Annotated in this window: 21 protein-coding genes; 16 read left to right on the top strand and 5 right to left on the bottom strand. The window is 48.5% G+C overall.

Going from position 1 to position 25,489, the window contains the following annotated elements:
• Window positions 1–2: 2 nt before the first annotated feature.
• Window positions 3–512, bottom strand: a complete 510-nt coding sequence (gene cobU / locus MWL85_RS06905) for a bifunctional adenosylcobinamide kinase/adenosylcobinamide-phosphate guanylyltransferase (RefSeq protein ID WP_244400174.1) — start codon at window positions 510–512, stop codon at window positions 3–5.
• On the bottom strand, window positions 500–1,990 hold the full coding sequence (gene cysS, locus MWL85_RS06900; RefSeq protein WP_394802095.1) for a cysteine--tRNA ligase: 1,491 nt from the start codon (window positions 1,988–1,990) through the stop codon (window positions 500–502). The genes cobU and cysS overlap by 13 nt, the downstream gene beginning before the upstream one ends.
• 535 nt (window positions 1,991–2,525) lie before the next feature.
• Between cysS and MWL85_RS06895 the strand changes: the two genes are divergently transcribed.
• The 7 genes from MWL85_RS06895 to MWL85_RS06865 all read left to right on the top strand — a co-directional run bounded on the left by MWL85_RS06895 (window position 2,526) and on the right by MWL85_RS06865 (window position 10,805).
• Window positions 2,526–3,575 carry an IS110 family RNA-guided transposase gene (locus MWL85_RS06895; RefSeq protein WP_244400173.1) on the top strand — a complete coding sequence of 350 codons (1,050 nt, stop codon included), beginning with the start codon at window positions 2,526–2,528 and terminating at the stop codon, window positions 3,573–3,575.
• A gap of 192 nt (window positions 3,576–3,767) precedes the next feature.
• Window positions 3,768–4,202, top strand: a complete 435-nt coding sequence (locus MWL85_RS06890) for a hypothetical protein (RefSeq protein ID WP_244400172.1) — start codon at window positions 3,768–3,770, stop codon at window positions 4,200–4,202.
• A gap of 5 nt (window positions 4,203–4,207) precedes the next feature.
• Entirely contained in the window at window positions 4,208–5,140 is a 933-nt protein-coding gene (locus MWL85_RS06885) for an IS3 family transposase (RefSeq protein ID WP_244400171.1), read from the top strand.
• Between the two features lie 691 nt (window positions 5,141–5,831).
• Window positions 5,832–6,383, top strand: a complete 552-nt coding sequence (locus MWL85_RS06880; RefSeq protein WP_018029150.1) for an FKBP-type peptidyl-prolyl cis-trans isomerase — start codon at window positions 5,832–5,834, stop codon at window positions 6,381–6,383.
• A 41-nt stretch (window positions 6,384–6,424) separates the two neighbouring features.
• Window positions 6,425–8,473 carry a DNA primase gene (gene dnaG / locus MWL85_RS06875; protein WP_244400170.1) on the top strand — a complete coding sequence of 683 codons (2,049 nt, stop codon included), beginning with the start codon at window positions 6,425–6,427 and terminating at the stop codon, window positions 8,471–8,473.
• 35 nt (window positions 8,474–8,508) lie between these two features.
• A complete protein-coding gene (locus tag MWL85_RS06870) occupies window positions 8,509–9,495 on the top strand; it encodes an ABC transporter ATP-binding protein (RefSeq protein WP_021903478.1) in 987 nt (328 codons plus the stop codon).
• Window positions 9,492–10,805: an ABC transporter permease gene (locus MWL85_RS06865; RefSeq protein ID WP_244400169.1), complete on the top strand. Its 1,314-nt coding sequence runs from the start codon at window positions 9,492–9,494 to the stop codon at window positions 10,803–10,805. Before MWL85_RS06870 ends, MWL85_RS06865 begins: the two co-directional genes overlap by 4 nt.
• 87 nt (window positions 10,806–10,892) lie before the next feature.
• Here MWL85_RS06865 and MWL85_RS06860 read toward each other — a convergent pair whose 3' ends face one another.
• From MWL85_RS06860 to prfB, 3 genes are all read right to left on the bottom strand, one after another.
• Entirely contained in the window at window positions 10,893–11,759 is an 867-nt protein-coding gene (locus tag MWL85_RS06860; RefSeq protein WP_244400168.1) for a WG repeat-containing protein, read from the bottom strand.
• A gap of 155 nt (window positions 11,760–11,914) precedes the next feature.
• Entirely contained in the window at window positions 11,915–12,481 is a 567-nt protein-coding gene (gene efp / locus MWL85_RS06855; protein WP_018029155.1) for an elongation factor P, read from the bottom strand.
• Window positions 12,482–12,527: 46 nt separating this feature from the next.
• Window positions 12,528–13,638 (bottom strand): peptide chain release factor 2 gene (gene prfB, locus MWL85_RS06850; RefSeq protein WP_155799499.1). Its coding sequence is split into 2 segments (ribosomal slippage): window positions 12,528–13,574 and window positions 13,576–13,638, totalling 1,110 coding nucleotides; the frame shifts between segments, so codons are not numbered across the junction.
• A gap of 220 nt (window positions 13,639–13,858) precedes the next feature.
• On the opposite strand from prfB, the gene MWL85_RS06845 reads away from it, so the two are divergent.
• The 9 genes from MWL85_RS06845 to MWL85_RS06805 all read left to right on the top strand — a co-directional run bounded on the left by MWL85_RS06845 (window position 13,859) and on the right by MWL85_RS06805 (window position 25,469).
• Window positions 13,859–15,892, top strand: a complete 2,034-nt coding sequence (locus MWL85_RS06845; protein ID WP_244400167.1) for a transketolase family protein — start codon at window positions 13,859–13,861, stop codon at window positions 15,890–15,892.
• A 9-nt stretch (window positions 15,893–15,901) separates the two neighbouring features.
• Window positions 15,902–16,351 carry a ribose 5-phosphate isomerase B gene (gene rpiB / locus MWL85_RS06840; RefSeq protein ID WP_018029158.1) on the top strand — a complete coding sequence of 150 codons (450 nt, stop codon included), beginning with the start codon at window positions 15,902–15,904 and terminating at the stop codon, window positions 16,349–16,351.
• A 69-nt stretch (window positions 16,352–16,420) separates the two neighbouring features.
• Complete coding sequence (locus MWL85_RS06835) at window positions 16,421–18,409, top strand: M3 family metallopeptidase (protein WP_244400166.1); 1,989 nt, start codon at window positions 16,421–16,423, stop codon at window positions 18,407–18,409.
• A 14-nt stretch (window positions 18,410–18,423) separates the two neighbouring features.
• Window positions 18,424–19,377, top strand: coding sequence for an NAD(P)H-dependent flavin oxidoreductase (locus tag MWL85_RS06830; protein WP_244400165.1), 954 nt, complete (start codon window positions 18,424–18,426; stop codon window positions 19,375–19,377).
• 208 nt (window positions 19,378–19,585) lie between these two features.
• Window positions 19,586–20,167, top strand: coding sequence for a hypothetical protein (locus MWL85_RS06825; RefSeq protein WP_244400164.1), 582 nt, complete (start codon window positions 19,586–19,588; stop codon window positions 20,165–20,167).
• A gap of 7 nt (window positions 20,168–20,174) precedes the next feature.
• Entirely contained in the window at window positions 20,175–20,759 is a 585-nt protein-coding gene (locus MWL85_RS06820; protein ID WP_244400163.1) for a PepSY-associated TM helix domain-containing protein, read from the top strand.
• The gene (locus MWL85_RS06815; protein WP_244400162.1) at window positions 20,756–23,554 is read left to right on the top strand and encodes a TonB-dependent receptor; all 2,799 of its coding nucleotides are present in this window, start codon (window positions 20,756–20,758) and stop codon (window positions 23,552–23,554) included. Before MWL85_RS06820 ends, MWL85_RS06815 begins: the two co-directional genes overlap by 4 nt.
• Window positions 23,551–23,922, top strand: a complete 372-nt coding sequence (locus MWL85_RS06810) for a hypothetical protein (protein ID WP_021903488.1) — start codon at window positions 23,551–23,553, stop codon at window positions 23,920–23,922. Before MWL85_RS06815 ends, MWL85_RS06810 begins: the two co-directional genes overlap by 4 nt.
• Entirely contained in the window at window positions 23,919–25,469 is a 1,551-nt protein-coding gene (locus MWL85_RS06805; protein WP_244400161.1) for a DUF6850 family outer membrane beta-barrel protein, read from the top strand. Before MWL85_RS06810 ends, MWL85_RS06805 begins: the two co-directional genes overlap by 4 nt.
• Window positions 25,470–25,489 lie beyond the last annotated feature (20 nt).

Here is a 25,489-nt window from a genome sequence, read left to right as displayed (position 1 = left end):
TCTTATTTTATTTTCAAAGGAATACCCGAAACCATCAGCACTACCTCATCCGAGAGTGAGGCTACATACTGATTGACCCACCCCTGCAGGTCGGAGAACTTCCGCATCATCGCATTGCTCGAGACTCCACCCATTCCTATTTCATTCGTCACAAATATATAAGTGGCTGGGTGGCTCAATAGCTCCTTAAGTTGCTCCTTTATAAAGGCAAGAGCTTTGTCCACGTCCTCTCCCACATGAAAAAAGACGTTGGTGGTCCATAGGGTAAGGCAGTCCACCAGTACCACCTTGCCCGAGAGATCGAGTCGACCTAGCCAAAGTGGCTCCTCAATGGTCTCCCATTTGTCGGCCCTCCGCTCCTGATGCCGTCGCACCCTATCGGCCATCTCCTCGTCCTGCACCGTAGCCGTAGCGAGATAAATGGGGCGAGGCGAAAGTGCCAAAGCCCTTCGCTCCGCCTCACTACTCTTGCCCGAACGGCTGCCACCTGTGATGAGTGTCAGAGTCTCCACGTGCTTCCCTCCTTGCCATCCATGATCTCGAAGCCTATCTTCTTCAGCTCATCACGGATCTTATCCGAGGTCGCCCAGTCCTTAGCTGCTTTGGCGCCCTGACGGATCTCCAGAAGTAGGTCCATCGCCTTGCCAAATGCCTCGAGGTGCGCCGAGGACTCCCCTGCACCAGCTGGTCGCATACCCAGTATCTCGAAGAAGAAGGTGTCAAAGAGCTGGTGGAGCTCCTCTATCTGCTCCGCCGTCAGCCCAATCTCACCACTCTCCGCCTGATTGATTTTGCGGGTGGCATCAAAGAGCTCCGCAATCACCTTCGGGCTATTGAGGTCATCATTAAGCGACGCGTAGCACTGCTCTCTATAGTTGGGTAACGCTTCGGTCTCCTGCTTAGCTGGCTTTAGCTTGCCCAAAGTGGCGTAGGCACTCATCAGGCGCTCCAGCCCCTTCTCCGATGCTTGTAGTGCCTCATTGCTAAAGTCTACTGTTGAACGGTAATGGGCTTGAAGGATAAAGAAGCGGATCACCATAGGGTCGTACGCCTTCTCTAGCGACTCATGCTCACCAGAGAAAAATTGCTCCAATGTGATGAAGTTGCCTAGGCTCTTGCCCATCTTCTGCCCATTGATAGTGATCATATTATTGTGCATCCATACCGGCACAATCTCGTGCCCCTCCGCTGCTACTGCTTGGGCAATCTCACACTCGTGGTGAGGAAAGATCAAGTCCATACCCCCGCCATGGATGTCAAATCCATCGCCGAGGTACTTACGTCCCATCGCCGTACACTCCGCATGCCAGCCGGGGAAGCCATCGCTCCAAGGGCTAGGCCAACGCATAATATGCTCTGGACTTGCTTTTTTCCAAAGGGCAAAGTCCACAGAGCTCCGCTTCTCCTCTTGCCCATCTAGGCTGCGGGTATTCTCTAAAATATCCTCAATATTACGGCCCGAGAGTACGCCATATTGGTGGTCCTTATTGTACTTAGGTACATCAAAGTAGACCGATCCATTGGAGATATAGGCATACCCAGCGTCCAAAATTTCCTGCACTAGAGCAATCTGCTCAATAATGTGCCCACTCGCCATTGGCTCAATAGAGGGAGGGAGCACATTGAGCAGGTCCATATCCTTGTGGTAGCGGGTGAGGTAGTGCTGCACCACCTCCATTGGCTCTATCTGCTCTAGTCGTGCTTTCTTAGCAATCTTGTCCTCTCCCTCATCGGCATCATGCTCTAGGTGCCCCACATCGGTAATATTGCGCACGTACCGCACCTTGTAGCCCAAGTGGGTGAGGTAGCGGAAGAGGAGGTCAAATGTAATCGCGGGGCGGGCGTGTCCTAAGTGGGCATCGCCGTAAACGGTAGGACCACAAACGTACATTCCCACGTGGGGTGACTGCTTGGGTCGAAGGGGCTCTATTGCTCTCGTCCTACTATTATATACCGAGAGGTGCTCTCGGATTTGCTCTTTACTCTCCATATTGCTTTATATAATATATGTGTGTTGCTGATAAAATTACCCACAAATATACCCATATTTCAGCAATCGGGTAGGTCCTCAACCGAAACGAGCAGGGGTTACGCATTAGAAAAAGACTTGTCGAGTAGTATTCATCTGAGTATCTATGGTTAAGGACCTCCGTAGGAGGTCCGATTTGTTGTAGCTGTAAGTTTGCAGGTAGCCCGGGCGAGTTTATCGAGCCCGCCAAAATCAAACAAAAAAAGTTAAATTCAAATACGTAGATAAAGGGTATATCAAAGATGAAATAGCCAGTAAAAATAGTCTAATAGCGAGACTAATGTCGTATCTTTGTTGTAGAAAGATAGCCATTAGTCGATTAGGTGAGAAACCTTAATACCGTAGCGAGGTCATAGAACCTATTGGGGGCAGTAAGGACACCTAATCACGCTGTTGGATACTATATAGATTGTTAGGATTTCACTCCTATTTACAGCTTGAGTACAAACAGCTATCGTTCGACTAATGGCTATCTAATCACTACATGTACAAAGTTATGAATAAAAAATTATTTGTGGGAATTGATTTCTCAAAAGAAACATTTGACGCAGCTATCCTCAAGGTATCTGAAGAGAGCTCTATTGATCCAAAGATCATTGGTAATGAGCAGTTCAAAAACGATGTGCCGGGTTGTAAGCGATTTGTAAAATGGCTGAATAAGACTTGTGCATTGTCTGGCGACTATTCCTCTGTTCTCGTAGGTGGAGAAGATACAGGTAACTATAGCATCACGCTGCCTAAACAGCTTTATGTGCTGGGGATTGATTGCTCCTTACAAAATGCTTATTCGATCAAATGTGGTAGTGGCAAGATTGTTCGCGACAAGACCGATAAGATAGACGCAGAAAAGATCGCTTACTACTTCTATCGCTTTCGCGATCAGATTAGGCTCTATAAGCCCCTATCTAAGGATATGGAGAGCTTAGAGAGACTTTATTCATACCGATATGGACAGGTGAGAGAAAGAGCGCGATTGAAGTGTCAGATAAAAGAGTATAAGCATATTCTTAAGTCAGAACCCAATGATGAGACGCTAAAGTTCATGATCCAACGCTTAGAGAAGCAGGAGAGGTTTCTGAAGAAAGAAATCAAAGCTATTGAGGCTAAAATGGTGGAAATCATCAAAGCCAATGAGGAGCTTAATGAGATCCATAAATGCCTACTGAGCATACCAGGTATCGGGAAGATCACAAGCCTTCTTTTGATCGTTGTTACTCGAGGGTTTACAAGGTTCGATAACCCCAAGCAACTTGCCTGCTTTTTAGGGGTCTCTCCACACCCGAATCAGTCAGGTACATCCGTCCAAAATGGCAATCATAGGAGTTGGTTTGCCGACCCTTATTTTGCAAGTCTTTTACATATGGCGGCACTCTCTGCGAGCAGATTCAACTCGAAGTTCATAGACTACAAGAAAAAGCTGAAGAGCAAAGGCAAGCCACATTTGCTCATTATGAACAACATCAAAAACAAGCTACTTACGGTTGCCTTTACAATCGCCACGAGAAGGACCAAATTCTATTCTGATTATGACGCAAAACGAGCATAGGTCGAAATAACACTTTTTAACCATATAAATTTGGTGGTGATCATAGATTGCCCCCATTCGAGGCTCGCAGAGCCGATGAATGGGGGTAAATAAGACAACCAAAATCCACGACCCCTTGCGGGTCGGACAACCTATTCCAGGATTAATTTTGATGTCTTGTCCTAGAAAAAGTTGACTCATAGATAGATTTTTATGAGTAAGTTTGTAAAAAGGAGTCAACTCCAGAAGATTTATTTTGACCGAGTTATTCACCTCTATTTTGAGGAAAACTTAGGTTATACCCAGATTTCACACCTTGTCCCTATTGGAAGGACTACGATCCTGGAGTGGGTTCATAGGTACCTAGATTCTGGGTTAGACGAAGTTATAGAGATGAAGGCGAAGAAAAAGAAGAAACAAGAAGAGCACCGCGGATATCGCAGGTATTATTATTCGGATGTGGCGTCAGGCGGGGCGTCAGGCGGGGCGCCTGAGAAAAGCTCAGTTGATTTAGAAAGAAGGGTTCAAGAGCTTGAAAAACAGCTTTTTAGGCAGACTGTTTTGACAGATGCATTGAATGAATTAATCAATGTGGCAGAAGAGAATTTCCGCATCCAAATAAGAAAAAAAGCTGGCACCAAACGGTAGATCGCTTGCACGCACAGGATCTGAAGAAATATACAATACAGCTCCTTTGCGACCTGTTTGGTGTAAGTAAGCAAGCCTATTACAAGCGAAAAAAGTCAAAACTTCATGCCAATATGGCACTTGAAGAGATGGCTGTTGAGTACGTTCTTGAGACCCGAGAGAAAGCCCCTGGCATGGGCGGTAAGAAGCTGTGGCATATGTATAAGCGAGAGTTTAAGGAGGGGACTCCACTAGGGAGAGACCGTTTTCTTGACACTCTAGACAAGCACGGCTTGAAGCTAAGGCAACGTAAAAGAAAGCCGAGAACCACCAACTCCAATCACGGTTTTAAGCTCTATGGTAACCTCGTAAAAGATATGATACCAGAAAGAGCTAATCAGGTATGGGTGAGCGACATAACGTATATCCCCATCCATTATGACGGAGTACATCATAAGTTTAGCTACCTATCCGTGATCTTAGACTCATACTCAAAAGAAATTGTCGGGTGGAGCCTAGGCGATAGCCTAGACACTAAGTACCCTATTGAAGCTCTAAATCAGGCACTTAAGAAACTTAAATCGAATGGTAAAGCTAACGATAAGCTCATTCATCACTCAGACAGAGGCTGCCAGTATGCCAGCCACCAGTATGTGGATATTCTTAAAAAGAATGACATAGATATAAGTATGACAGAAACCCCAGATCCCAAAGATAATGCACAAGCAGAGAGGATCAATAACACTATAAAGAATGAGCTCTTAAAAGGCAAACGTTTTAAAACCATCAAAGAGGCAAAGGCTGAATTAACCTCAGTCATAGAGTTTTACAACACAAAAAGGCCTCACATGAGTCTCGACTATATGACACCTGTTGAAGCCTCAAAGTGCAAAGGGAAAATCCCCAAGAGGTGGAAAAGCTATAGAGAGGAGTACCTTGAAAATCAAAAAATAGGATAGGTGCCCAAGTTTTGGTACCTTTAGTCCTGTGAGGGGTTTCCTTACGGGCTACGCCCTCCAGTCAACCCCTCACAGGACTAAAGGCTAGAAAGTCAACATAAAGCAGGATTAATAACAACGTAACATTAACCGAGTCAACCTTTTTCAGGAAACCACAGACCAGGGGCTAGGATCCGTCCGACCCCTCAGCCGGGGTCGTAGGGATGTTTTGCATCTCATTACACACAGGTCTTTGGCACTGCGTGCCTTGACCTGTGCCTATTTAACACGGACCTCGGAGAGGTCCTTAGTAGAGGGCGATTATTTTTTTGGGGGGCTAATCGGACAAGTCGGACAGGTCAGACAAGTCGGAGGTAGTGGTCGGGCGAAAAGTTTAGTTGCAACTAAGCGTTTGCTTAGTTGCAACTCGTCATTTGCTTAGTTGCAACTCGCCGATCGCTTAGTTGCAACTCAGTTTTCGCTTTTATATGATGTTGGATATCAGTCTGTTATAAATTGCGTTTTTGGGCTATTGGTTTAGGTTCATTCAGGCATTTTGTTGGTGCGTTTATTCGATTTACAACTATCAAATGCTTTTTCTTCTTCTGTATCGTTTGTGTTATGATTTTGTGACGGTGCTTGAGATTGGGTATAATTTGGTAGTTTTGTATCTGTGTAATTATTTAAGAGATGACTATATTTATATTGAGTTATGAGAATTAATAAAGGTGCGTTTGTGCAGGTGCAGTATCGCTTGCTAGATAGGGAGGGTTCATTGATTGAGGAGACGACTAAGGAGCAGCCTATGGAGTTTATCTATGGTATGGGGCTATTGCTTCCTGCTTTTGAGGCAGAGCTCTCTGGTATGGAGCCAGGTGACCAATTTGACTTCCATCTATCCCCTGAGAATGCTTATGGTGAGGTGCGGGACGATTTGTTGCTGGAGCTAGATAAGGCAGTCTTCCACATTGATGGTAAGTTTGATGAGGATATGGTGTACGAGGGGGCTCGTGTGCCTATGAATACTGCCGATGGTCAAGTGGTTCACGGATTAGTGACCCATGTGGGTGAGGATAAGGTGCAGATGGACTTTAATCACGACTTGGCTGGTGAGGAGCTCCACTTCATCGGTGAGGTGACCGATGTACATGAGCCAACACAGGAGGAGTATGATCGCTTCTTTGGGCATCAAGGGTGCTCTGGTTGCTCGGGCTGTGGTGAGCACCATCATGAGCATGGAGAGGGTGGTTGTTGCCATCATTGAGAGCTAATGCTGGGGAAGGGCTTGAGTAGAGGGCTGTAGCTATGAGCATGATTGATAATCGGGTGGTGCAACGCATCATAGAGCGTGCCGATATTGTGGATGTTGTGGGGGATTACCTTACATTACACCGCAAGGGCAAAGACTATGTGGCTCTCTGCCCCTTCCATGATGATAGCAGTCCTTCGCTTCAGATCTCTTCCTCTAAGAATATCTGTAAGTGCTTTGCCTGTGGGGAAGGGGGGACTCCGGTCTCCTTTATCATGAAGTATGAGCATCTAACCTTTCCCGAGGCCATTAAGTTCTTAGGCCGAAAGTATGGCATTGAGGTAGTGGAGCGGGAGCTGACTCCCGAGCAGATGGCTCGTAAGACGGAGCGTGAAAAGCTACTCAATGCCAATGCTTTCGCCAGAGATGAATTTGTGAATGCGATGCTCCAAGGGGCGGAGGGACGCCGGATTGGGCTCAGCTACTTCAGGGAGCGTGGGCTGACGGATGAGACGATCAAAGAGTTTCAGCTCGGCTACTCGCCTAGCGAATGGACCTATCTGGTGGATAGGGCAAAGGAGAGTGGGGTGGAGCTGGAGGTGCTGGAGTCGCTTGGGCTGGTGATGAAGACTAAAAAGGGGGATTACATTGACCGCTATCGGGAGCGGGTGATCTTCCCTATTCACAGCACCAGTGGCAATGTGGTGGGCTTTGGTGGGCGTATCTTGAAGAAGGTAGAGAATGTAGGAAAATACATTAATAGCCCCGCCTCGGAACTTTATGATAAGAGTAATGAGCTCTATGGTCTCTACTTTGCCAAAAAGTATATCTCTAGCAGTGATAAGTGTATTGTACTGGAGGGCTATATGGATGTGCTCTCTATGTACCAAAGGGGGGTGCGTAATGTAGTGGCAAGCTCGGGCACGGCACTGACGCACGCTCAGGTGGCGCATATCAAGCGTTTGACTTCCAATGTGACACTCCTTTTCGATGCCGATGGTGCAGGAATCAAGGCGGCTCTCCGTGGGCTAGATATCTGCCTAGAGGCTGGACTGGGTGTGAAGGTGCTTCTTCTACCCGATGGAGAGGACCCCGACTCTTTTTCCCAAAGCCATACCTTGGAGGATATTGAGGCCTACTTTCAGGAGCATGAGGAGGATGGGATCGCCTTTAAGGGGGAGCGACTAGCGGCGGAATATGGTACCGACCCACAGGGAAAGGTGGCGATTATCGAGGAGCTAGCACAGACGATTGCTTATATCGAGGCACGTATTACGCGTGAGCTCTATATAGGGGTGGTAGCGGAAAAGTGGGAGGTGACCAGTGAGGCACTAGCGGAGCGGGTGAAGAAGATCCGTGATGAGCGAATCTTTAACCGTACTCGGCAGGAGCGAAGTAGCTATCAGATGCCTCAGGAGGGGCCTACATCAGGTTTTACTAACCTCTCTACTAAGGCTATTTCTGGGCAGGTCAACCCAAAGGTGGCATCGGCTAGGGTAAAGGATCCTTTGCCTCCATACGAGCTCACCCTTTTGCAGGATATTATTGATTATGGTATGGTGTCTATCCCTGGCTTTGCGAATAATGAGGAGGGAGAAGGGCAGGAGATAACAGGTCTGCAATTAATACATAATGCTACGCTCGACCTTAGAGAGTGGGATGGTGTGTGCGGTCTGAGCGACCACTTTGTGCAGATATTGGATGGGCTGTTGGATGCAGTGTCTCAGGTTGAGGCGGATGGTAGTGAGGCGGATCTTACTAGATTGTTGCTGGGCTCGGAGGATGATACCATCAGAGAGCATGCCGATAGGTATCTTCTGGATAAGTACACGCTCAGCCCTCGCAATGATAAATTTGTGAAGGAGATGGAGGAGCCTGAGGAGCTAGGAAAGCTGCTGATGCGGGATGTGCTTTCGCTGAAGCTACACAAGATAGAGGAGCAGGTGCAAGGGGTGCTTAAGAAAATAAAGGAGTTGGACTCTAAGAATGTAGAGGATTATAAAAAGCTATACCAAGAATTGGCACAGCTGACGGAGTACAAGAGTAATGCTAGTCAATTGCTAGGGGATCGGGTGATTACCCCATCGCTCTTGCTGAAGAAGTAGATAGAAGAAACAAGTGTATTGCAAGTATATTGGGTATGTGTAAAAACGTAGTAGAAGTAAAGGATGTAGTCAAGGACTACGACAAACACCGTGCACTTGACCACGTAAGTATGTCGGTGCCAGAGGGCAAGGTGTATGGTCTGCTGGGCCCTAATGGGGCAGGAAAGACCACCTTGATTCGTATCCTCAATAGGATTACCGCCCCAGATAGTGGGGAGGTGCTCTTTGATGGGCATCCGTTTGTGGAGAAGGACTTGGAGCGGATTGGCTATCTCCCTGAGGAGCGTGGCCTGTACCGTAAGATGAAGGTGGGGGAGCAGGCGATCTATTTGGCTCAGTTGAAGGGATTGAAGCGGGCTGAGGCGAAGCGAATCCTGGAGGAGTGGTTTGAGCGCTTTGATATCCTACCTTGGTGGGGCAAGAAGGTAGAGGAGCTCTCTAAAGGAATGGCTCAGAAGGTGCAGTTTATCTGCACGGTGATGCACGAGCCTCGTCTACTGATTTTTGATGAACCTTTTAGTGGTTTTGACCCGATCAATGCGGAGATCCTGAAGAATGAAATGCTACGGCTGAAGCGGATGGGGCATACTATTATCTTCTCTACTCACAATATGCAGAGTGTGGAGGAGCTGTGTGACAACATATCTCTAATCAATCGCAGTCATGTGGTATTGGAGGGAGATGTGCAGGAGATCAAGCAGCAGTACAAGGGGAATGCCTATCGCTTCCTTTTCCAAGATGGCGTGGAGATGCCGGAGAATGTAGCGGAGCGGTATGTGGTAGTGTCAAAGGAGACGGACCAGTATGGCCGAACTGAGTTGATCCTTGAGAATAGCCACAAGCTTGCTTCACGTGAGATTATCTCTGAGTGGAATGCTCGGGGTGAGGTGATTAGTTTTGAAGAGATTATCCCCAATATGCATGAGATATTCCTAGATGTGGTGGGGAAGACGGGTCAGGTGAATGGCTATGAAGAGAGTCAAGCGGAGCGTAATCTAACTAAGGAAGGAGGTGCAGAATGAATAAGTTTTGGATTGTCTTGCAGCGGGAGTATAATGTGAAGGTGAGGAAGAAGTCTTTTATCTTGCTCACGATCTTTACGCCGTTTATCTTTTTGCTGCTGATCTTTATCCCGATGTACCTCGGTATGAATGCCAAGGACACTTCGGAGAAGGAGGTGATGGTGATTGACCACACGGGTAAGTATCTGGAGTATCTACAAAAAGGGGAGAGTAGGGATGGCTTTAAGTTTGTCGCTAGTGATACTGATATCGCCGAGGCACGGAAGAAGAGTGACGAGAGTGCTTATGCCTACCTTTTGATTACTGAGGATCTGCTGAAGAATCCAAAGGGGGTCACGATCTTTAGCCACTCGTCGATACCCCCTACGCTACAGGAGTACATCTCGGATCAGCTACAGCCTGCTCTGAGGAAGGAGAAGATAGCTAGCTACAATATCCCTGACCTAGAGAAGATCATTGATGATACGAAGGTTTCGCTCTCTATCTCGGAGATACAGTGGAGTAAGGAGGGTGATGAAAAGGCGAGCTCTTCGGACTTTGCGATGGTGGTGGGGCAGATCTTTAATATGCTACTCTTCTTCTTCGTACTGGCCTATGGATCTATGGTGATGGCGAGTGTGCAGGAGGAGAAGAAGAATAGGATTGTGGAGATTATTGCCTCTTCGGTGAAGCCAACAGTGTTATTATTTGCTAAGATAGTGGCAGTGGCACTCGTGGGACTGACGCAGTTGGGGATTTGGGCACTGATCTTTATCCTAGGATTTGTGGTACTGCAGGCGGTCTTCCTCAGTAATGTGACCCTGGATATGAGTCAGCTAACCGATAATGCACTATCTGCTGGTGCCGATCCTGAGATGATTCAGGATATCATGGCACCGTTGGCCAACTTTAATTTCACGGGGATGATCCTGGCCTTTTTCTTCTTCTTTATCTGTGCTTACTTCTCCTTTGCAGCGATCTATGCGGCGATGGGAGCTGCCTTTGATAGCGATGAGGATATCAGTCAGATGAGTTTGCCGATTACGCTACTCTTTATGTTTGCCTTTTATGCGGCCTTCTATTCGGCTGAGAATCCTAATGGACCACTGGCGGTGTGGTGCTCTTTTATCCCGTTTGTGGCACCGAATGTGATGATGGTGCGGCTACCGTTTGACCCGCCTACGTGGCAAATCGTCCTCTCAATGGTGATGATGGTGGCCACGACGGTCTTCTTTGTTTGGGCTGCGGCTAAGGTCTTTAGAGTAGGACTGCTGATGTATGGCAAGAAGCCAAAGTTGAAGGAGCTGATCAAGTGGATTAGCTACAAGTAAGCTTGGAGCTAACTTATCAGAATAAGTGCCAGCTTCCTAAGGGGAGCTGGCACTTATTCTATTCATATCTTGAAATTCTCAGTATCTTTAATTAGAGGCAGAGAGGCGGATAGCTATCCTATCCTCCTTGATAAAGCATAACTGCCTCTGAATATCCTCTTCACTCCAGTGGTTCCAATTATCGCCATCCACCTCTGTGAAAGTATTGAAGTGGCTATTTTCGTCATTGTAGAATGCTCCATCATACTCACAAGGTATAAGCTCCTTGCCTCTATAGTCTATAGCACCCCATTTCCCTTCGTGCCTTACGATAAATCCGCTTAGTGAGCTATGGGTTATAAGAAATTCATAGATGCAGGGGATGATCTCCTTTCCTCTGCTATCTATAGCTCCCCAATAACCATCAGTAGAGTAATCTTGATATCCCTTTGTACTATGGAAGCAGGTACCGCTATTGACGATAGTTGCACATCGCGCTTCAGGCGTGTTATTAAGGAACATACAACCATAGATTTTGGAGACTTGTCTTCCTTTCGTATCAATAATCATTGCAGGCCCAAATGCTACAGCTGGTTGGCGTAAACGATTGTCTTCATTGAGGTTAAACTTGACACAGGCCAGATCATCATCAAAGCCAAAGTCACCAAAATCACTAGCAAAATCATACTGGTAAGGGATGACAAGGTCAATGGTCGTATTAACATAACCCCACTTGCCACCAAGTCCTGACTCGCAGACTGCTGCCAAGCCATTGGGGGCAAATTGCCTTGCGGCTGAAAAACGTTTCGGGGATACTTTGTGTCCGAAGCGGTCAGTGTAGTAGTAGGCATCATTATGGTTATTGTGCATGTCCCTCCAAGCATACAGGTAGTTACTATCCCTTTTAGACTGAGTGGCACAAGAGGTAAGTAATACGGCCACTATGGTTATAATGGTCAATAACAATTTCTTCATAGCCTTAATATGCCCTAGTAAAGTTCAAAAAAAATCGCTCAAAATTTCGAATGCTATTACCTTCTATTACCACCCAACAAGTTCTGAGTGAAGTGTCAAATAAGGGCTAGGTCTTTGCAACCTAGCCCTTACTTTAGTTGTTGATGTGCGATGGATTACTCCTTGGCACGGCTTACGTATGACCCTTCGCGAGTATCTACGATGATCTTCTCACCATTATCGATGAAGAGAGGTACACGGATCTCGGCACCTGTCTCAAGAGTAGCTGGCTTCAGTGCGTTGGTAGCGGTGTCGCCCTTGATACCAGGCTCAGTGTAGGTAACCTCTAGGGTAACGTGGCTAGGGAGCTCGCAGGTGAGTACCTCCTCTTTATCGGCATGCACCATCGCCTCTACCATATCACCCTCTTTGAGGAATTGCACACCCTCGATGCGCTCCTCTGGGATATGAATCTGGTCGAAGGTCTCAGGGTGCATAAAGATTAGACCCATGTCATCTTTGTATAGGTACTGGTAGGGACGTCTCTCAATCCTAATCTCATCTACCTTCACGCCAGAAGACCAGGTTTTGTCTAGGATTCTTCCAGTGGCGATATTACGAAGCTTTGTTCTTACGAATGCAGGTCCTTTGCCTGGCTTTACGTGTAGAAACTCTACGATTACGAATGGGGTGCCATCGATATCTAGGCACATTCCATTTCTAAAGTCTGCTGTACTTGCCATTACTTTTCTTCTTTATTCTTATCAGTTATTTGCTTATTACTCTCTATTATTCCCCTCCAAACTCCATCAGATAGGCTTTGATGAAAGGAGAGATTTTACCGTCCATTACCCCATCCACGTCGGAGGTCTGGTAATTGGTACGGTGGTCTTTGACACGGCGGTCATCAAATACGTAGCTACGAATCTGTGAGCCCCACTCAATCTTTTTCTTGCTTCCTTCGATCGCCTCTTTTGCTTTATTGCGTCGCTGTAGCTCCTTATCGTAGAGCTGGCTTCTGAGGAGTCGCTTAGCATTCTCTCTATTATCGAGTTGGCTTCGGGTCTCGGTATTCTCAATCAGAATCTCCTCGGTCACTCCCGTGTCGGGGTCGGTGTACATATAGCGCAGTCGCACACCGGTCTCTACCTTATTGACGTTTTGACCTCCAGCTCCACCAGAACGGAAGGTCTCCCAGGTTACAAGTGCGGGATTGATCTCCACCTCAATAGAATCATCTACTAGGGGTACTACAAAGACAGAGGCAAAGGAGGTCATTCGCTTTCCCTGAGCATTGTATGGCGATACGCGTACAAGGCGATGCACACCATTTTCGCTCTTCAGGAAACCGTAGGCGAGGTCACCCTCTACCTGTAGCGTTGCGGTCTTGATGCCTGCATCATCGCCATCTTGCCAGTTGGTTATGGTCACCTTGTAGCCTTGGTCCTCGCACCAGCGCATATACATACGTGCTAGCATCGATGCCCAGTCTTGGCTCTCAGTGCCACCGGCTCCCGAATTGATCTTAAGGACAGCTCCCATGCGGTCCTCCTCGTTGCGGAGCATATTGCGTAGCTCCACATCCTCCAGCTTTTCTATTGCTTTGGCATAAAGCTGGTCAATCTCTTCCTCGGAGACCAGATCTTCCTTGATGTATTCAAATGCTAATGCTAGTTCGGTAGCTAGGTTATCTACCTCATTGTAGTCTTTGATCCAGTGCTTCAGCCCCTGCACCACCTTCATCTGTGCTTGTGCTTTATCGGGGTCATCCCAAAAGTGTGGATCCTGGGTGCGGAGCTCCTCCTCCTTTAGTTGGGTCTCTTTCGCATCAATGTCAAAGATACCCCCTCAGCGCATCTCGGCGCTCCAATACACTCTGTAATTGGTCTGCTGTGATCATTAAGTTTACTCTTAATAATTATAGTGAAACATATCTGAAGGCAACATTACCTTAGAATTAACATCGCAAAATTACCAATTTTATCGCTAAATCAGTGACCCTTCCCCTATTGCTACAAAATATACGTGTCCATTGGTCGGCAAAGTCAATATAAATGGGTAATTTTGTAGAGTGTGGAAGGGGGATACAGCAGAGATATCATTTTTAATTAATAAATACTATGGCTACTAAAAACGTATTGAGTCACAAGGCAGCTGATAACCTAAGAGTTTTGGCACTGTCTATGGTCGAAAAAGCAAAGTCGGGACACCCAGGTGGGGCTCTCGGTGGGGCGGATTTTACACAAATACTCTTCTCGGAGTATATGGAGTATGACCCCGACTGTCCTGAATGGATTGCTCGCGACCGCTTCTTTTTGGATCCTGGGCACATGAGTCCGATGCTCTACGGGGTACTAGCGATGACTGGTCGATATACCATGGAGGAGCTACAGGGCTTCCGTCAGTGGGGCAGTCCTACTCCTGGTCACCCAGAGCTTGATGTGGCTCGTGGCGTGGAGAATACCTCAGGTCCTCTTGGACTAGGGCATACCATGGCAGTTGGTGCCGCCATTGCCGCTAAAAAGATGGCTGCTCGCTTTGGTGAGGATTTGATGCGTCAGCGGATCTTTGCTTTTATCTCCGATGGTGGAATCCAAGAGGAGGTATCACAAGGAGCAGGCCGAATTGCAGGACACCTTGGGCTTGATAACCTAGTGATGTTTTACGATGCCAATGATGTGCAGCTCTCTACGAAAGTCTCCGAGGTGATGAGTGAGGACGTAGGTATGAAGTACCGTGCGTGGGGCTGGGAAGTGCTAGAGATCGATGGCAACGACCACGACCAGATTCGCCAGGCTCTTGATAAGGCAATTGCTGTGAAAGGCAAGCCAACCCTAATCATCGGGCATACCGTGATGGGCAAGGGAATGCTTTCGCCAGATGGAGAGTGCTTTGAGGGCTTAGTTAAAACGCACGGACAACCTCTTTCCGCAGCCGGTGGTGGCGTAGCCGAGACTATAAAGAACCTTGGAGGCAATCCAGAGCATCCATTCGTGATATTTGACGAGGTGCAGAAGCTTTACGACGAGCGAAAGGAGACGCTTAGAGCTCACGCTCAGAAGTGGCATAAGCAGTATGACGAGTGGGCGAAAGCTCACCACGAAGATGCAAAGGAGCTACAGCGTTGGCTTGATCTTGATACCAGTCATCTTGATTGGAAGAGCATTGAGCAGAAGCCAAATGCAGCTACCCGAAATGCCTCTGCTACCGTATTGGGTTTCCTGGCTAAGAACCTCCCCAATATGATCGTTTCAAGTGCCGACCTTTCTAATTCCGATAAGACCGATGGCTTCCTCAAGGAGACCAAGGCACTCACTCGGGACGACTTCTCGGGAAGCTTCCTTCAGCCAGGTGTTTCGGAGCTGACAATGGCAACTATCTGTATAGGGATTGCCCTACATGGTGGCTTCCATGCAGCTTGCGGTACCTTCTTTGTCTTCTCCGATTATATGAAGCCTGCCGTACGTATCGCAGCACTTATGGAGGTGCCAGTTCGCTTTGTTTGGACGCACGATGCCTTTAGAGTAGGTGAGGACGGACCTACCCACGAGCCGGTAGAGCAAGAGGCTCAGATCCGACTGATGGAGAAGCTCCACAATCATAGCGGTAAGCCCTCTACAATGGTGCTTCGTCCCGCCGATGTCTACGAGACGACCGTAAGCTGGCAGATGGCGATGGATAATAAGTCAACGCCTACCGCACTAATCCTCTCTAGACAAAATGTAGATGTCCTGCCAGGTAATAATTATCAGCACAGTCAGAGAATATTGAAGGGCGGTTATCTAGTTACAGAGCAACCTAATGCCGAGGTGGTGCTGGTAGCTACTGGTTCTGAGGTTTCTACCCTTGTGGCGGGTGCTAAGCTGCTAGCCGAGGAGGGTATCCACTGCAATATCGCCTCCATCACAAGTGAGGCAATCTTCCGTCAGCAGTCCAAGGAGTATCAGGCGAGCGTGCTACCCGAGGGACTTCCTCGCTTCGGTCTCACTGCTGGTTTGCCCGTCAATCTTGAGGGGCTGATACCACACGGCACAGGTGCTATTTGGGGATTGGAGAGCTTTGGTTTCTCTGCTCCTTACAAGGTGCTCGACGAAAAGCTAGGCTTCACCGCCGAGAATGTACGTACACAAGTAAAGCAACTTTTAGGAAAATAAATATCAACAATGACTATAAATAAAGTAGGACTAGCTAGCGACCACGCTGGCTTTGAGATCAAAGAGGTAGTTAAGAATTTTCTCGATGAGTGGCTTGGAGAGTCCGAGATCTATGACTTCGGCACCTATAGTGAAGAGCGTGTCGACTATCCCGACTTCGCTCATAAGCTGGGTAATGCTATTGATAGTGGCGAAGTGGAGTGGGGTGTGATTGTCTGTGGCTCCGGTAATGGAATTGCCATGGCAGCCAATAAGCACCCCCATGTACGTGCGGGACTTGCATGGAATACAGAGCAAGCCGAGCTAACCCGTCTGCACAATAATGCCAATGTGCTGAGTATCCCAGGGCGATTTGTGACGCCCGATGAGGCGAGAGCCATCACCCGAACCTTCTTTGAAACTGAGTTTGAAGGTGGGCGGCATACGGCACGAGTGGCGAAGATACCGCTTCAAGATTAACTTCTAACACCATAAGTAAAGCCATGTAATTCTTTGATTATATGGCTTTGCTTTTCTATTCAAATAGATATGCAAAGAATGATTATATTTCCCGATTTCACCCAACGCGATCCCGACCATCTTGCAGAGCAGATTCGCAAGGAAGCAGAAGTATTTAGGTCGGAGATCAGCGGCATCAAGGCGTGTGAGGAGGAGCCAACCTTTGAGAATACCATTTTCGCTCTTGAGCAGTCGGGAGAGGACTTTAGCAAGGCTACTTCTCTCTTTTTTAATCTCCTCAGTTGCGATGCCGATGATCGTATGATGGAGCTTTCACAGGAGCTGATGCCCCTACTTACCGAAGTGAGCAACGAGGTAGGTATGGACCAGGTATTGGCCGAGCGGGTCAAGGTGGTTCACGACCAGCAGCTGCCTCAGCTCCAAGAGATTGATCAGCGACTTACCCAGCGTAGCTACGAAGGGTACGATCGTAGCGGTGCCTACCTCCCAGAAGCAACCAGAGAGCAGCTCAAGGAGCTTCGGAAGGAGCTGAGTATGGCCACCCTTACCTTTGGGCAAAACCTACTCAAGGAACAAAATGCCTTTACCCTTCACGTTACTGATAAAGAGCCGATAAAACGACTCCCCACCTCCGCTTTGGAAGCAGCCAAAAAGCTAGCCACTGAGCATGGCAAGGAAGGATGGCTATTCGACCTTAGTATGCCCTCCTATAGTGCTGTACTTAAGTACTGCGACGACCGCGCTATCCGTGAGCAGATGTATCGAGGCCGTGCCACACTTTGTATGGATACTAGTAAGCCCACATGCAATAAGCAGCAGGTTTACAAGATCGCCACACTTCGTTATCAGATAGCCCAGCTACTCGGCTACAAGAGCTTTGCCGACTACCGATTGAGTTCCAAGATGGCTAAAACGCCCGAGAAGGTCTATGCGATGCTGGACGAATTAAGAGAGGCCTACGCACCTTTAGCCCAAAAGGAATTGAAAGAGGTGACCAAAGGTCATTCGGACTGCCAGCCATGGGATTGGGCCTACCTGGCAGAGAAGTATCGGCAAAAGGAGCTACACTACGATGAGGAAGAGACCCGCCCCTACTTTGAGCTCAATAGCGTGGTAAGGGCCATGTTTGACCTCGCTTCCGACCTCTATGAGCTGACGATTGAGGAAGAGACCGATCACACCCAGTTCCCTCCTTATCGCCCCGAAGTAAAGGTTTATAAAGTTTCCTCTCACGGCAATTTAGTTGGAATGCTCCTCTGCGACTTCTTCCCACGCAAGGGGAAACGCTCGGGGGCTTGGATGACCAATTATATTGAGGCCTATCAAGGGGTACGCCCTGTGGTGAGCCTAGTGATGAACTTCACCCCCGCCACAGAGAGCCAGCCTTCACTCCTAACGCACGATGAAGTGACCACCCTTTTCCACGAGTTTGGACACGGGCTGCACGGGCTACTCACGCAAGTGCCTTATGCCTCTCTTAGCGGAACCAATGTGGTCCACGACTTTGTGGAACTCCCTTCGCACTTCAATGAGAATTGGGCGCGCCAACCCGACTTCCTCCGCTCTTTTGCTAAGCATTATCTCACAGGCGAACCGATTACCGAGGAGTTGATAGAGGCGATCCATCGCAATACCCTTTTCTTAGAGGGCTACGCCTGTATCCGTCAGCTTGGATTTGGCTACCTCGATATGCTGTGGCACGCCCATAATCCTGCCGATCTTCCACAAGATCTGGAGGAACTAGAGCAAGAGGCGTACAAAGAGGTAACCCTACTGCCCCATATCGCAGGCACCAGTGTCAGCACCGCTTTCTCCCACATCTTTGATGGCGGCTACGCTGCTGGCTACTACGGGTATAAGTGGGCGGAGATACTAGAGGCCGATGCCTTTGAGGAGTTTCTAAAGAATGGGCTCAAAGACCATACCACCTCAATGCGATTTAAGCGTGAGATCTTAGAGCGAGGTGATGCCGAAGAGCCAGAGGTGCTTTATCAAAACTTCAAGGGCCGTCAGCCCTCTATTGAGGCACTGAAGAGAAGATCAGGATTAATTAAATAGCAAGAGTTACCGCAATGAGAAATCAAAATAGAGTGGCCCAATTATTGGGAATTGAGTACCCTATTATTCAGGGTGGAATGGCGTGGACCAGTGGGTACAAGTTGGCAGCAGCAGTAAGCCAAGAGGGCGGACTGGGAGTGCTGGCTGGTGGTACCTTTTACCCCGAAGAGCTACGCGAAGAGATCCGCCATACCCGTAAGCTTACCGGTAAGCCGTTTGCCGTCAATATTCCCCTTGTGATGAAAACGGTAGAGGAGACCATGCAAGTGATTATTGAGGAGCGAGTGCCCATCGTGATTACTTCTGCAGGCAATCCTGCTACCTGGACCGCCCGTCTTAAGGAAGAGGGGATCAAGGTGCTACACGTGGTGAGCAGTAGCAAGTTCGCACAAAAAGCAGAGGCCGCTGGGGTCGATGCTGTGATTGCCGAAGGGTTTGAAGCCGGTGGGCACAACGGTCGTGAAGAGACTACCACCCTTTGTCTTATTCCCGCTGTTCGCGAAGTGATCCAAGTGCCACTTATTGCTGCCGGAGGAATCGCTTCTGGTGCAGCCATTGTTGCTTGTATGGCTCTCGGAGCCGAGGGTGTGCAGATCGGTACCGCCTTTGCTCTTACCGAAGAGAGCGCTTGCCACCAAGCCTTCAAGGAGCATTGTCTTACTCTAGGCGAAGGGGATACCAAGTTGATGCTGAAGAAGCTGGTGCCTACCCGTTTGGCTAAAGGTGGATTTATGGATCAAGTGGCCGAAGCTGAGGCAAAAGGTGCTACCAAAGAGGAGCTAGCCACTCTGCTAGGCAAAGGAAGAGCCAAGATAGGTATGTCCGAGGGCGATCTCCAAGAGGGAGAGCTAGAAATTGGGCAAATTGCCTCCACCATCAATGCTATACGGCCAGTCCGTGAGGTGATGAATCAACTCCTACACGATGCCAAAGCGATTCTCCGTGACCTCTCCAAAATCACCCTGTAATCACACCTAATATTCATTCAAAAGCGCCCCTTTAGGTTTTGCCTATAGGGGTGTTTTCTGTTTTCACAACCCCTTACTCCTAGGGATTATATCTATAAATACCTATATTTGAGTAGTGATCAGCCCACAATTTACCCAAAAATAGGGAGAGCCTTTCTGCCCAAATATAGCCAACTTTGCGGAAGTATTCATATAAAAGTATTATTCAATGAACATTTTACAGAGAACAGCCCTATTCCTTTTCCTTTCCACACTATTATTAGTGGGTTGCAGCAAGGGAGAGAATAATAAGCAGGAAGAGAATGAGGTAATCACTAGCACTTTGGACGTGGATTCACTTTTGAGCAATCCTGATGCTTTAGTGGATCAAGATGTAGTGCTTGAAGGTATCTGCACTCATATTTGCAAGCATGGTGGCGGCAAGATATTCCTAATGGGAAGCGATGATACCAAGACCATACGAGTAGAGGCTGGTGACGCAATTGGGAGCTTTCCTCAGGAGTGCGTTCATAGCGTTGTAAAGGTAGAGGGCAAGCTCATTGAGGAGCGTATCGATGAGGCCTATCTTGCACAGTGGGAAGCCGAGGTGGCCGAGGCTACAAAGCAACATGGCGAAGGCTCAGGCGGTTGTGCAGCCGATATGCAAGCCAATGCCGAGCAGGCCGCTAATACCATCGCTGAGCGGATTGCCAACTTCCGTGCGCACATTGCAGAGCGTACCGAGCAAGAGGGGAAAGCTTATGTGAGCCTTTACCATATCGTTGCCGATAAGTACGAGATTGTAGAGTAACTAGGTGGTGGAGCGTAAATACCATCTTTCGTGGAATCAAGTCAGAAGGGGGTGTCGATGGTTGCATCGGCACTGCTCCTTCCTATTTGCCGGCGTGGTGTTGATTTACGCACTATCCGGTATATTGATGAATCATCGCGACCAGATCAATCCTAGTTATACCGTCAAGCGAATCATCCTACAGCAGGCGATAGCAGATACTCCGAGGGCGAAAAGGTCGGTAACCCAAGCCGAGCTCACCACCCTCCTTACGAGCATCCACGAAGAAAAGAACTACACCAAGCACTACTACCCCGATGACGAGAGCCTCAAGGTGTTTCTCAAAGGAGGTTCCACACTCGAGGTAGACCTTCGCAGTGGTACCGCCACCTACGACCGACTTCGTAAGCGCCCTATCCTGAGCGACTTTGTGAGGCTACACTACAATCCCGGAAGATGGTGGGCCTACTTCTCCGACCTATTCGCCATCGCCTTAATCCTTATTACCCTCTCAGGGCTACTTCTGGTCAAAGGGAAGCGAGGTCTTAAAGGAGTAGGCGGCGTAGAATTGATTATTGGGATAGTGATACCCCTGCTATTCCTTTGGTTATGAAAAATCTGCTCACACTCCTCCTGCTCCTCTCTATCCCGATAGAGTGGGCGGTGGCTCAGATCCCTAGAGCCACCGAGGTCACTATCACGGTAATAGATAGTGATAGTGGCGAACCCCTCATAGGCGCCTTAGTGCGTATGGAGCAGGGCGAGCAACTCCTTACCGGTGCTACCAACCCCCATGGCGTCATCACCTTCCCCAAGGTGGCACCTGGCAGTTATCAGCTACAGGTCACCTATATTGGTTATGATAAAAAGGTAGAGCACCTCAAGGTTGCTAGCTCCAAGCAAAATATCACTATCCAACTGAAGAATAGCAGTCGCGAGCTACAGGAGGTGGTGGTGACGGCAAAGTCCTCTAAAGGAATGACCAGCTCTTCCCTGATCGGCAAAGCCGCTATGGCACATATTCAGCCCTCTAGCATTGCCGATGTGCTGGAGCTACTCCCAGGGGGCTTCTCATCCGATCCCCAGCTCACCAGTCCCGATATCGTTCGGCTACGCGAAGCCACCCTCCCCATCGTAGGCCAACACAATTTGCTTCCACGCGTCAATCAATCCAATTACAATACCTCATCCATGGGCACCACCTTCCTTATCGATGGGGTGCCACTCAAGATGGATGCGGGGTTTAGGGGCATGCATGGGAGCAATTACGAGTACCCTATCCGAATACCGATCAATGCCGGAGTAGATATGCGTACTATTTCTACCGACGAGGTGGAGAGTATCGAGGTGGTGCGAGGAATTCCCTCTGTAGAGCACTCCGATCTTACTAGCGGACTCATTAAGGTGAAGCGTAAGCAATGGAGCGATGATTTGAATGGCCGTTTTAAGTCCGATATGAGTAGCAAGCTATTTTTTCTCTCCAAAGGGGTCACCCTTCGTGAAGAGCACCTCAACCTCATCGCCAGTGTAGGCTACCTCTCGGCCTATTCCGATCCACGCAGTGTACGGGATTGCTACGAGCGTATCAATAGCTCTCTACGCCTGTCGGGTAAGTGGCACTTGGGAGTCGGAGTATTCAGCTCTCACACCAATATAGATTATACCGGCACTCTCGACGACCGTAAGCGAGATCAAGACCTAGACTACAACCCCAAGGATAGCTACAAGGCAAGCTATCATAGCCTTGCTTTTTCGCAAACCTTCTTGCTCACGCCTAAGAAAAATCGATGGCTCCATGATCTAGAGATTATCCTCTCTGCCACCCATACTTGGGACCGGACGGAGATCACCAAGGATATGCTCTTGAATAGGGATGTTCCTTATCTTACGCAGAAGGAAGAGGGAGAGTTTGAGGGAAAATACTACCCCCGTAATTATGTGGCATCGCATTTGGTGGATAGTCGCCCGATATATCTCTATGCCAAGATGAAGGGTAGCACGCATCTGGACAGAGATTGGGGCAAACAACGGATTAAGTATGGAGCCACTTGGGCGTACAGTAAGAATAGGGGTAAAGGGACGCTCTTTGACTTGGATCGGCCTCTCTTCTGGACGGCTGGAAGCCGACCACGCCCTTTCTGTGATATCCCGGCTAAAAGTATGCTCTCTTTATTTGTGGAGGATGAGCTCTCTGTGCCTCTAGGTGCCCATACTTTCTCTCTAATGGCAGGTTTGGTGAGCAATCAACTCCTACACCTTGATAGCTCTTATCAAATGAGTAGGAAATGGTATACCGATGTTCGCCTTAACGCCCGCTGGAGCTTTGCCCCTATCACTGTACGAGAGCAACCACTTCGCATTCAGTTGCTCGGAGGGATCGGAAGCCTTAGTATGTTTCCTTCTATGGATCAGCTTTACCCCGAAACAGTGTATGACGATTTTGTGGAGCTCAATTATTACCATGCCAATCCGGACTATCGTCTGGTCTATCTACGCACCTATATTTACCACCCCAATAATCGGCCACTCACGCCAGCGAAGAATATCAAGATGGAGGGCCGGCTCGACCTCGAGTGGGCTGGTTACTCCGCCTCGGTCACCTACTTCCGAGAGCGGATGAGCAGCGGATTTCGTAACGATGCAGAGCTGAAGATTGCCAGTTTTAAGCGCTACAACCCCTCCTCCGTCCCTTATGATGCCCTTACGGCAAAGCCTGCTATTACCGACTTTTCCTACCAAGAGTCGAAGCAATTCAGGCTCCTCGGAAAGGTCACCAATGGTAGCGAAACCTCCAAGGTGGGGCTGGAGTGGATGCTGAGCACCCCACGATACCCATTCCTCAATACCCGAATTACCTTCTCTGGAGCGTGGTTTAGAACCACCTACCGCAATAGCTTGCCACAATATGAGCGCCCTAAAGCAGTGCTCGGGGATAGCGAGGTGCCCTATATCGGCATCTATCGTGATAATGAGATATTGGTGCGAGAGATGCTGAATAGCGACCTACGGCTGGATTCTTACCTCCCAAAAATTGGGCTAGGGGTATCGCTCTCTTTCCAGTCCAATTGGTACTCCTCTTCGCAGAAGATGCCCATCTCCAATTACCCTGACCTCTATGTGGATCTGAAGGATGGTAAGGAGCATCCCTTTAGAGAGCAAGATAAGTCGGATACCTACCTGCAGTGGCTCAAGCGGTCGTATAGCGATAGCTCATTTGAACGTTATGTGGTCCCCTTTATGATGATTACCAACCTCAAGGCTACCAAGCGACTATTTGGAGAGCGACTCAATGTGGCCCTCTTTGTGAATAAGATATTCGATTACTCCCCAGATATTCATCAGAAAGGGTATGTAATCCGACGAAACCAATATCCCTACTTCGGGATGGAATTGATGGTGACCCTATGAAAAAGATAGTTGAACTCCTGACTTGGCTTTTTATTGCCTCACTACTCTCCGCCTGCCATACGCCCGATAGAGCCGATGTGATGAGCGAGGTGACGGTCCAGATACGCTTCCAACCTTCTGTGCCTATAGCACAACAGAGCTACCAGATTAAGTTCCATAACCACAATACTCGGGTGACCACTATACGCAATTCTATCACCACCTCTAGCTACAGCGACCAATTACTGCGTGGGCTCTACGATGTGCAGGTCGAGGGGACCCTCTTATTGGAGAATGGCGAGCGAGCATGGGTGCGTGGTTCTGCTACCGAGCAAGAGTTTCTTTCGCAAGCCAGCATATGTGAAATCCATTTGGTACGAATGCAATGAAAAGGATTAAGTGGATATTATTCATGGTGTGGCTATTTATAGCTACTACGGAGATGGTGGCGCAAAAAAGGGATACCTTGCCCCTGCTTTCTCGCTCCTTGGAGCATGCAACGACAGATGTTGCGATGCTTCGGTATTACCACGAAAATGTGGCACTGCATCATCTCCTTTACCCCTCTTCGCTCTCTACTTTTGGCACAGAATACCATTGGAGGCACGAGAACAGAGCCTTTTTACAGCAGAATGGTTCGGGCGAAAGCCTTACACATATTTATGCCAATACCTATCTGAAACCTTCAGAGTCACAACATATGTGGGGCAATGCCACCTACTCCAGTGGGCTGATCAAGGGGGTTCGCTTCAATAGCACGTCCGACTTTGCTCGCCTCTACCCTTATATGGTTGCAGATGCCGAAGGGGGCAACCTATCGCACGAGCGGTATGCCTTCGGGGGCGGATATAGCGGAGCATACCACCAGTGGAGATTGGCAGGAGAGGTGCAGTATCTTTCACAGCAAGAGTATCGAAGGGTGGATCCGCGTCCACGTAATATTGTCTCCAATCTAACTATGAATATGGGGGTGGCACATCCACTAGGTAGCTATATTGTAGGGGTTTCACTCGGCCACGAGATCTACAAACAGCGGAGTAGCGTTGCTTTCTATTCCCCTTTGGGCACTACAATTCAGTGGCTCATGAATGGCCTTGGAGGGAGCTTCGCACGCTTCAATACCAATACCCCTACCGTCTACTACCGGGGATATGGCCTCTCTAGTGCAGCACATCTCGTACCGAGTGGGGTGGAGGGCTTTTCCGCCAAAATAGGATACCAATATCACCGGCTCGAGGAGACGCTCACCGATATGAACGAGGTTCCTATTCACCACTACAACGATCATCGAGTAGAAGTGGCTCTCGGCTATCTCTGGCAAGGAACTTGCCAGCAAGGAGTGGAGCTCAAAGCAGAGATACAAAACCGAAAAGGTGTGGAGCATATTGTAGGTGAACCTGCCGCTGGTACCTATCCTGTGATCGGGGAATTGCCCAACTTCTATTTTCCCCACTACAAAGGGACGCTCGCTTGGCATGTTGGTCGCTCCGAAGGCGGAGTGAACTGGCACCTCTCTCCTACGCTATCCTATCGTTATCTAGCCATACGCAAATTAGAGCCCAAGTCCCTGCTACAGAGCCAACGATGGCAGGTTGCCCTCAGTGGGTTCGGCTCCTATCAAATAGATAAAGCTAGCTACATAGCTCTCTCCTGCAACATAGGCTATTCTCCATTAGGCAAAGGAGAGCTATCCCTCTCACATACCACTTTAAAAGAGGAGCTGAGTAGAGAGGTGAGGCACAGTTTCGCTACCATCAATGCAACTCAACTCTTTTTTGAGGTAGCCCCTAAGTGGCACTACACCATACAGGGATGGGGATCCTTGCCTTGGGGCATTGAGGTAGGTGGCAGGTACCGATTCGGACGGTATAGTGGCGGAGGAGTGGATGCTATCCATCGACATTGGGTGGAGGGAGTGATTCAATTACTGTTTTAAACCGTTTAATTTTTAATAGA

It is taken from the genome of Porphyromonas somerae, assembly GCF_022845615.1.
Lineage (GTDB): Bacteria > Bacteroidota > Bacteroidia > Bacteroidales > Porphyromonadaceae > Porphyromonas_A > Porphyromonas_A somerae.
This window is presented reverse-complemented; position numbering and strand designations above follow the sequence as displayed.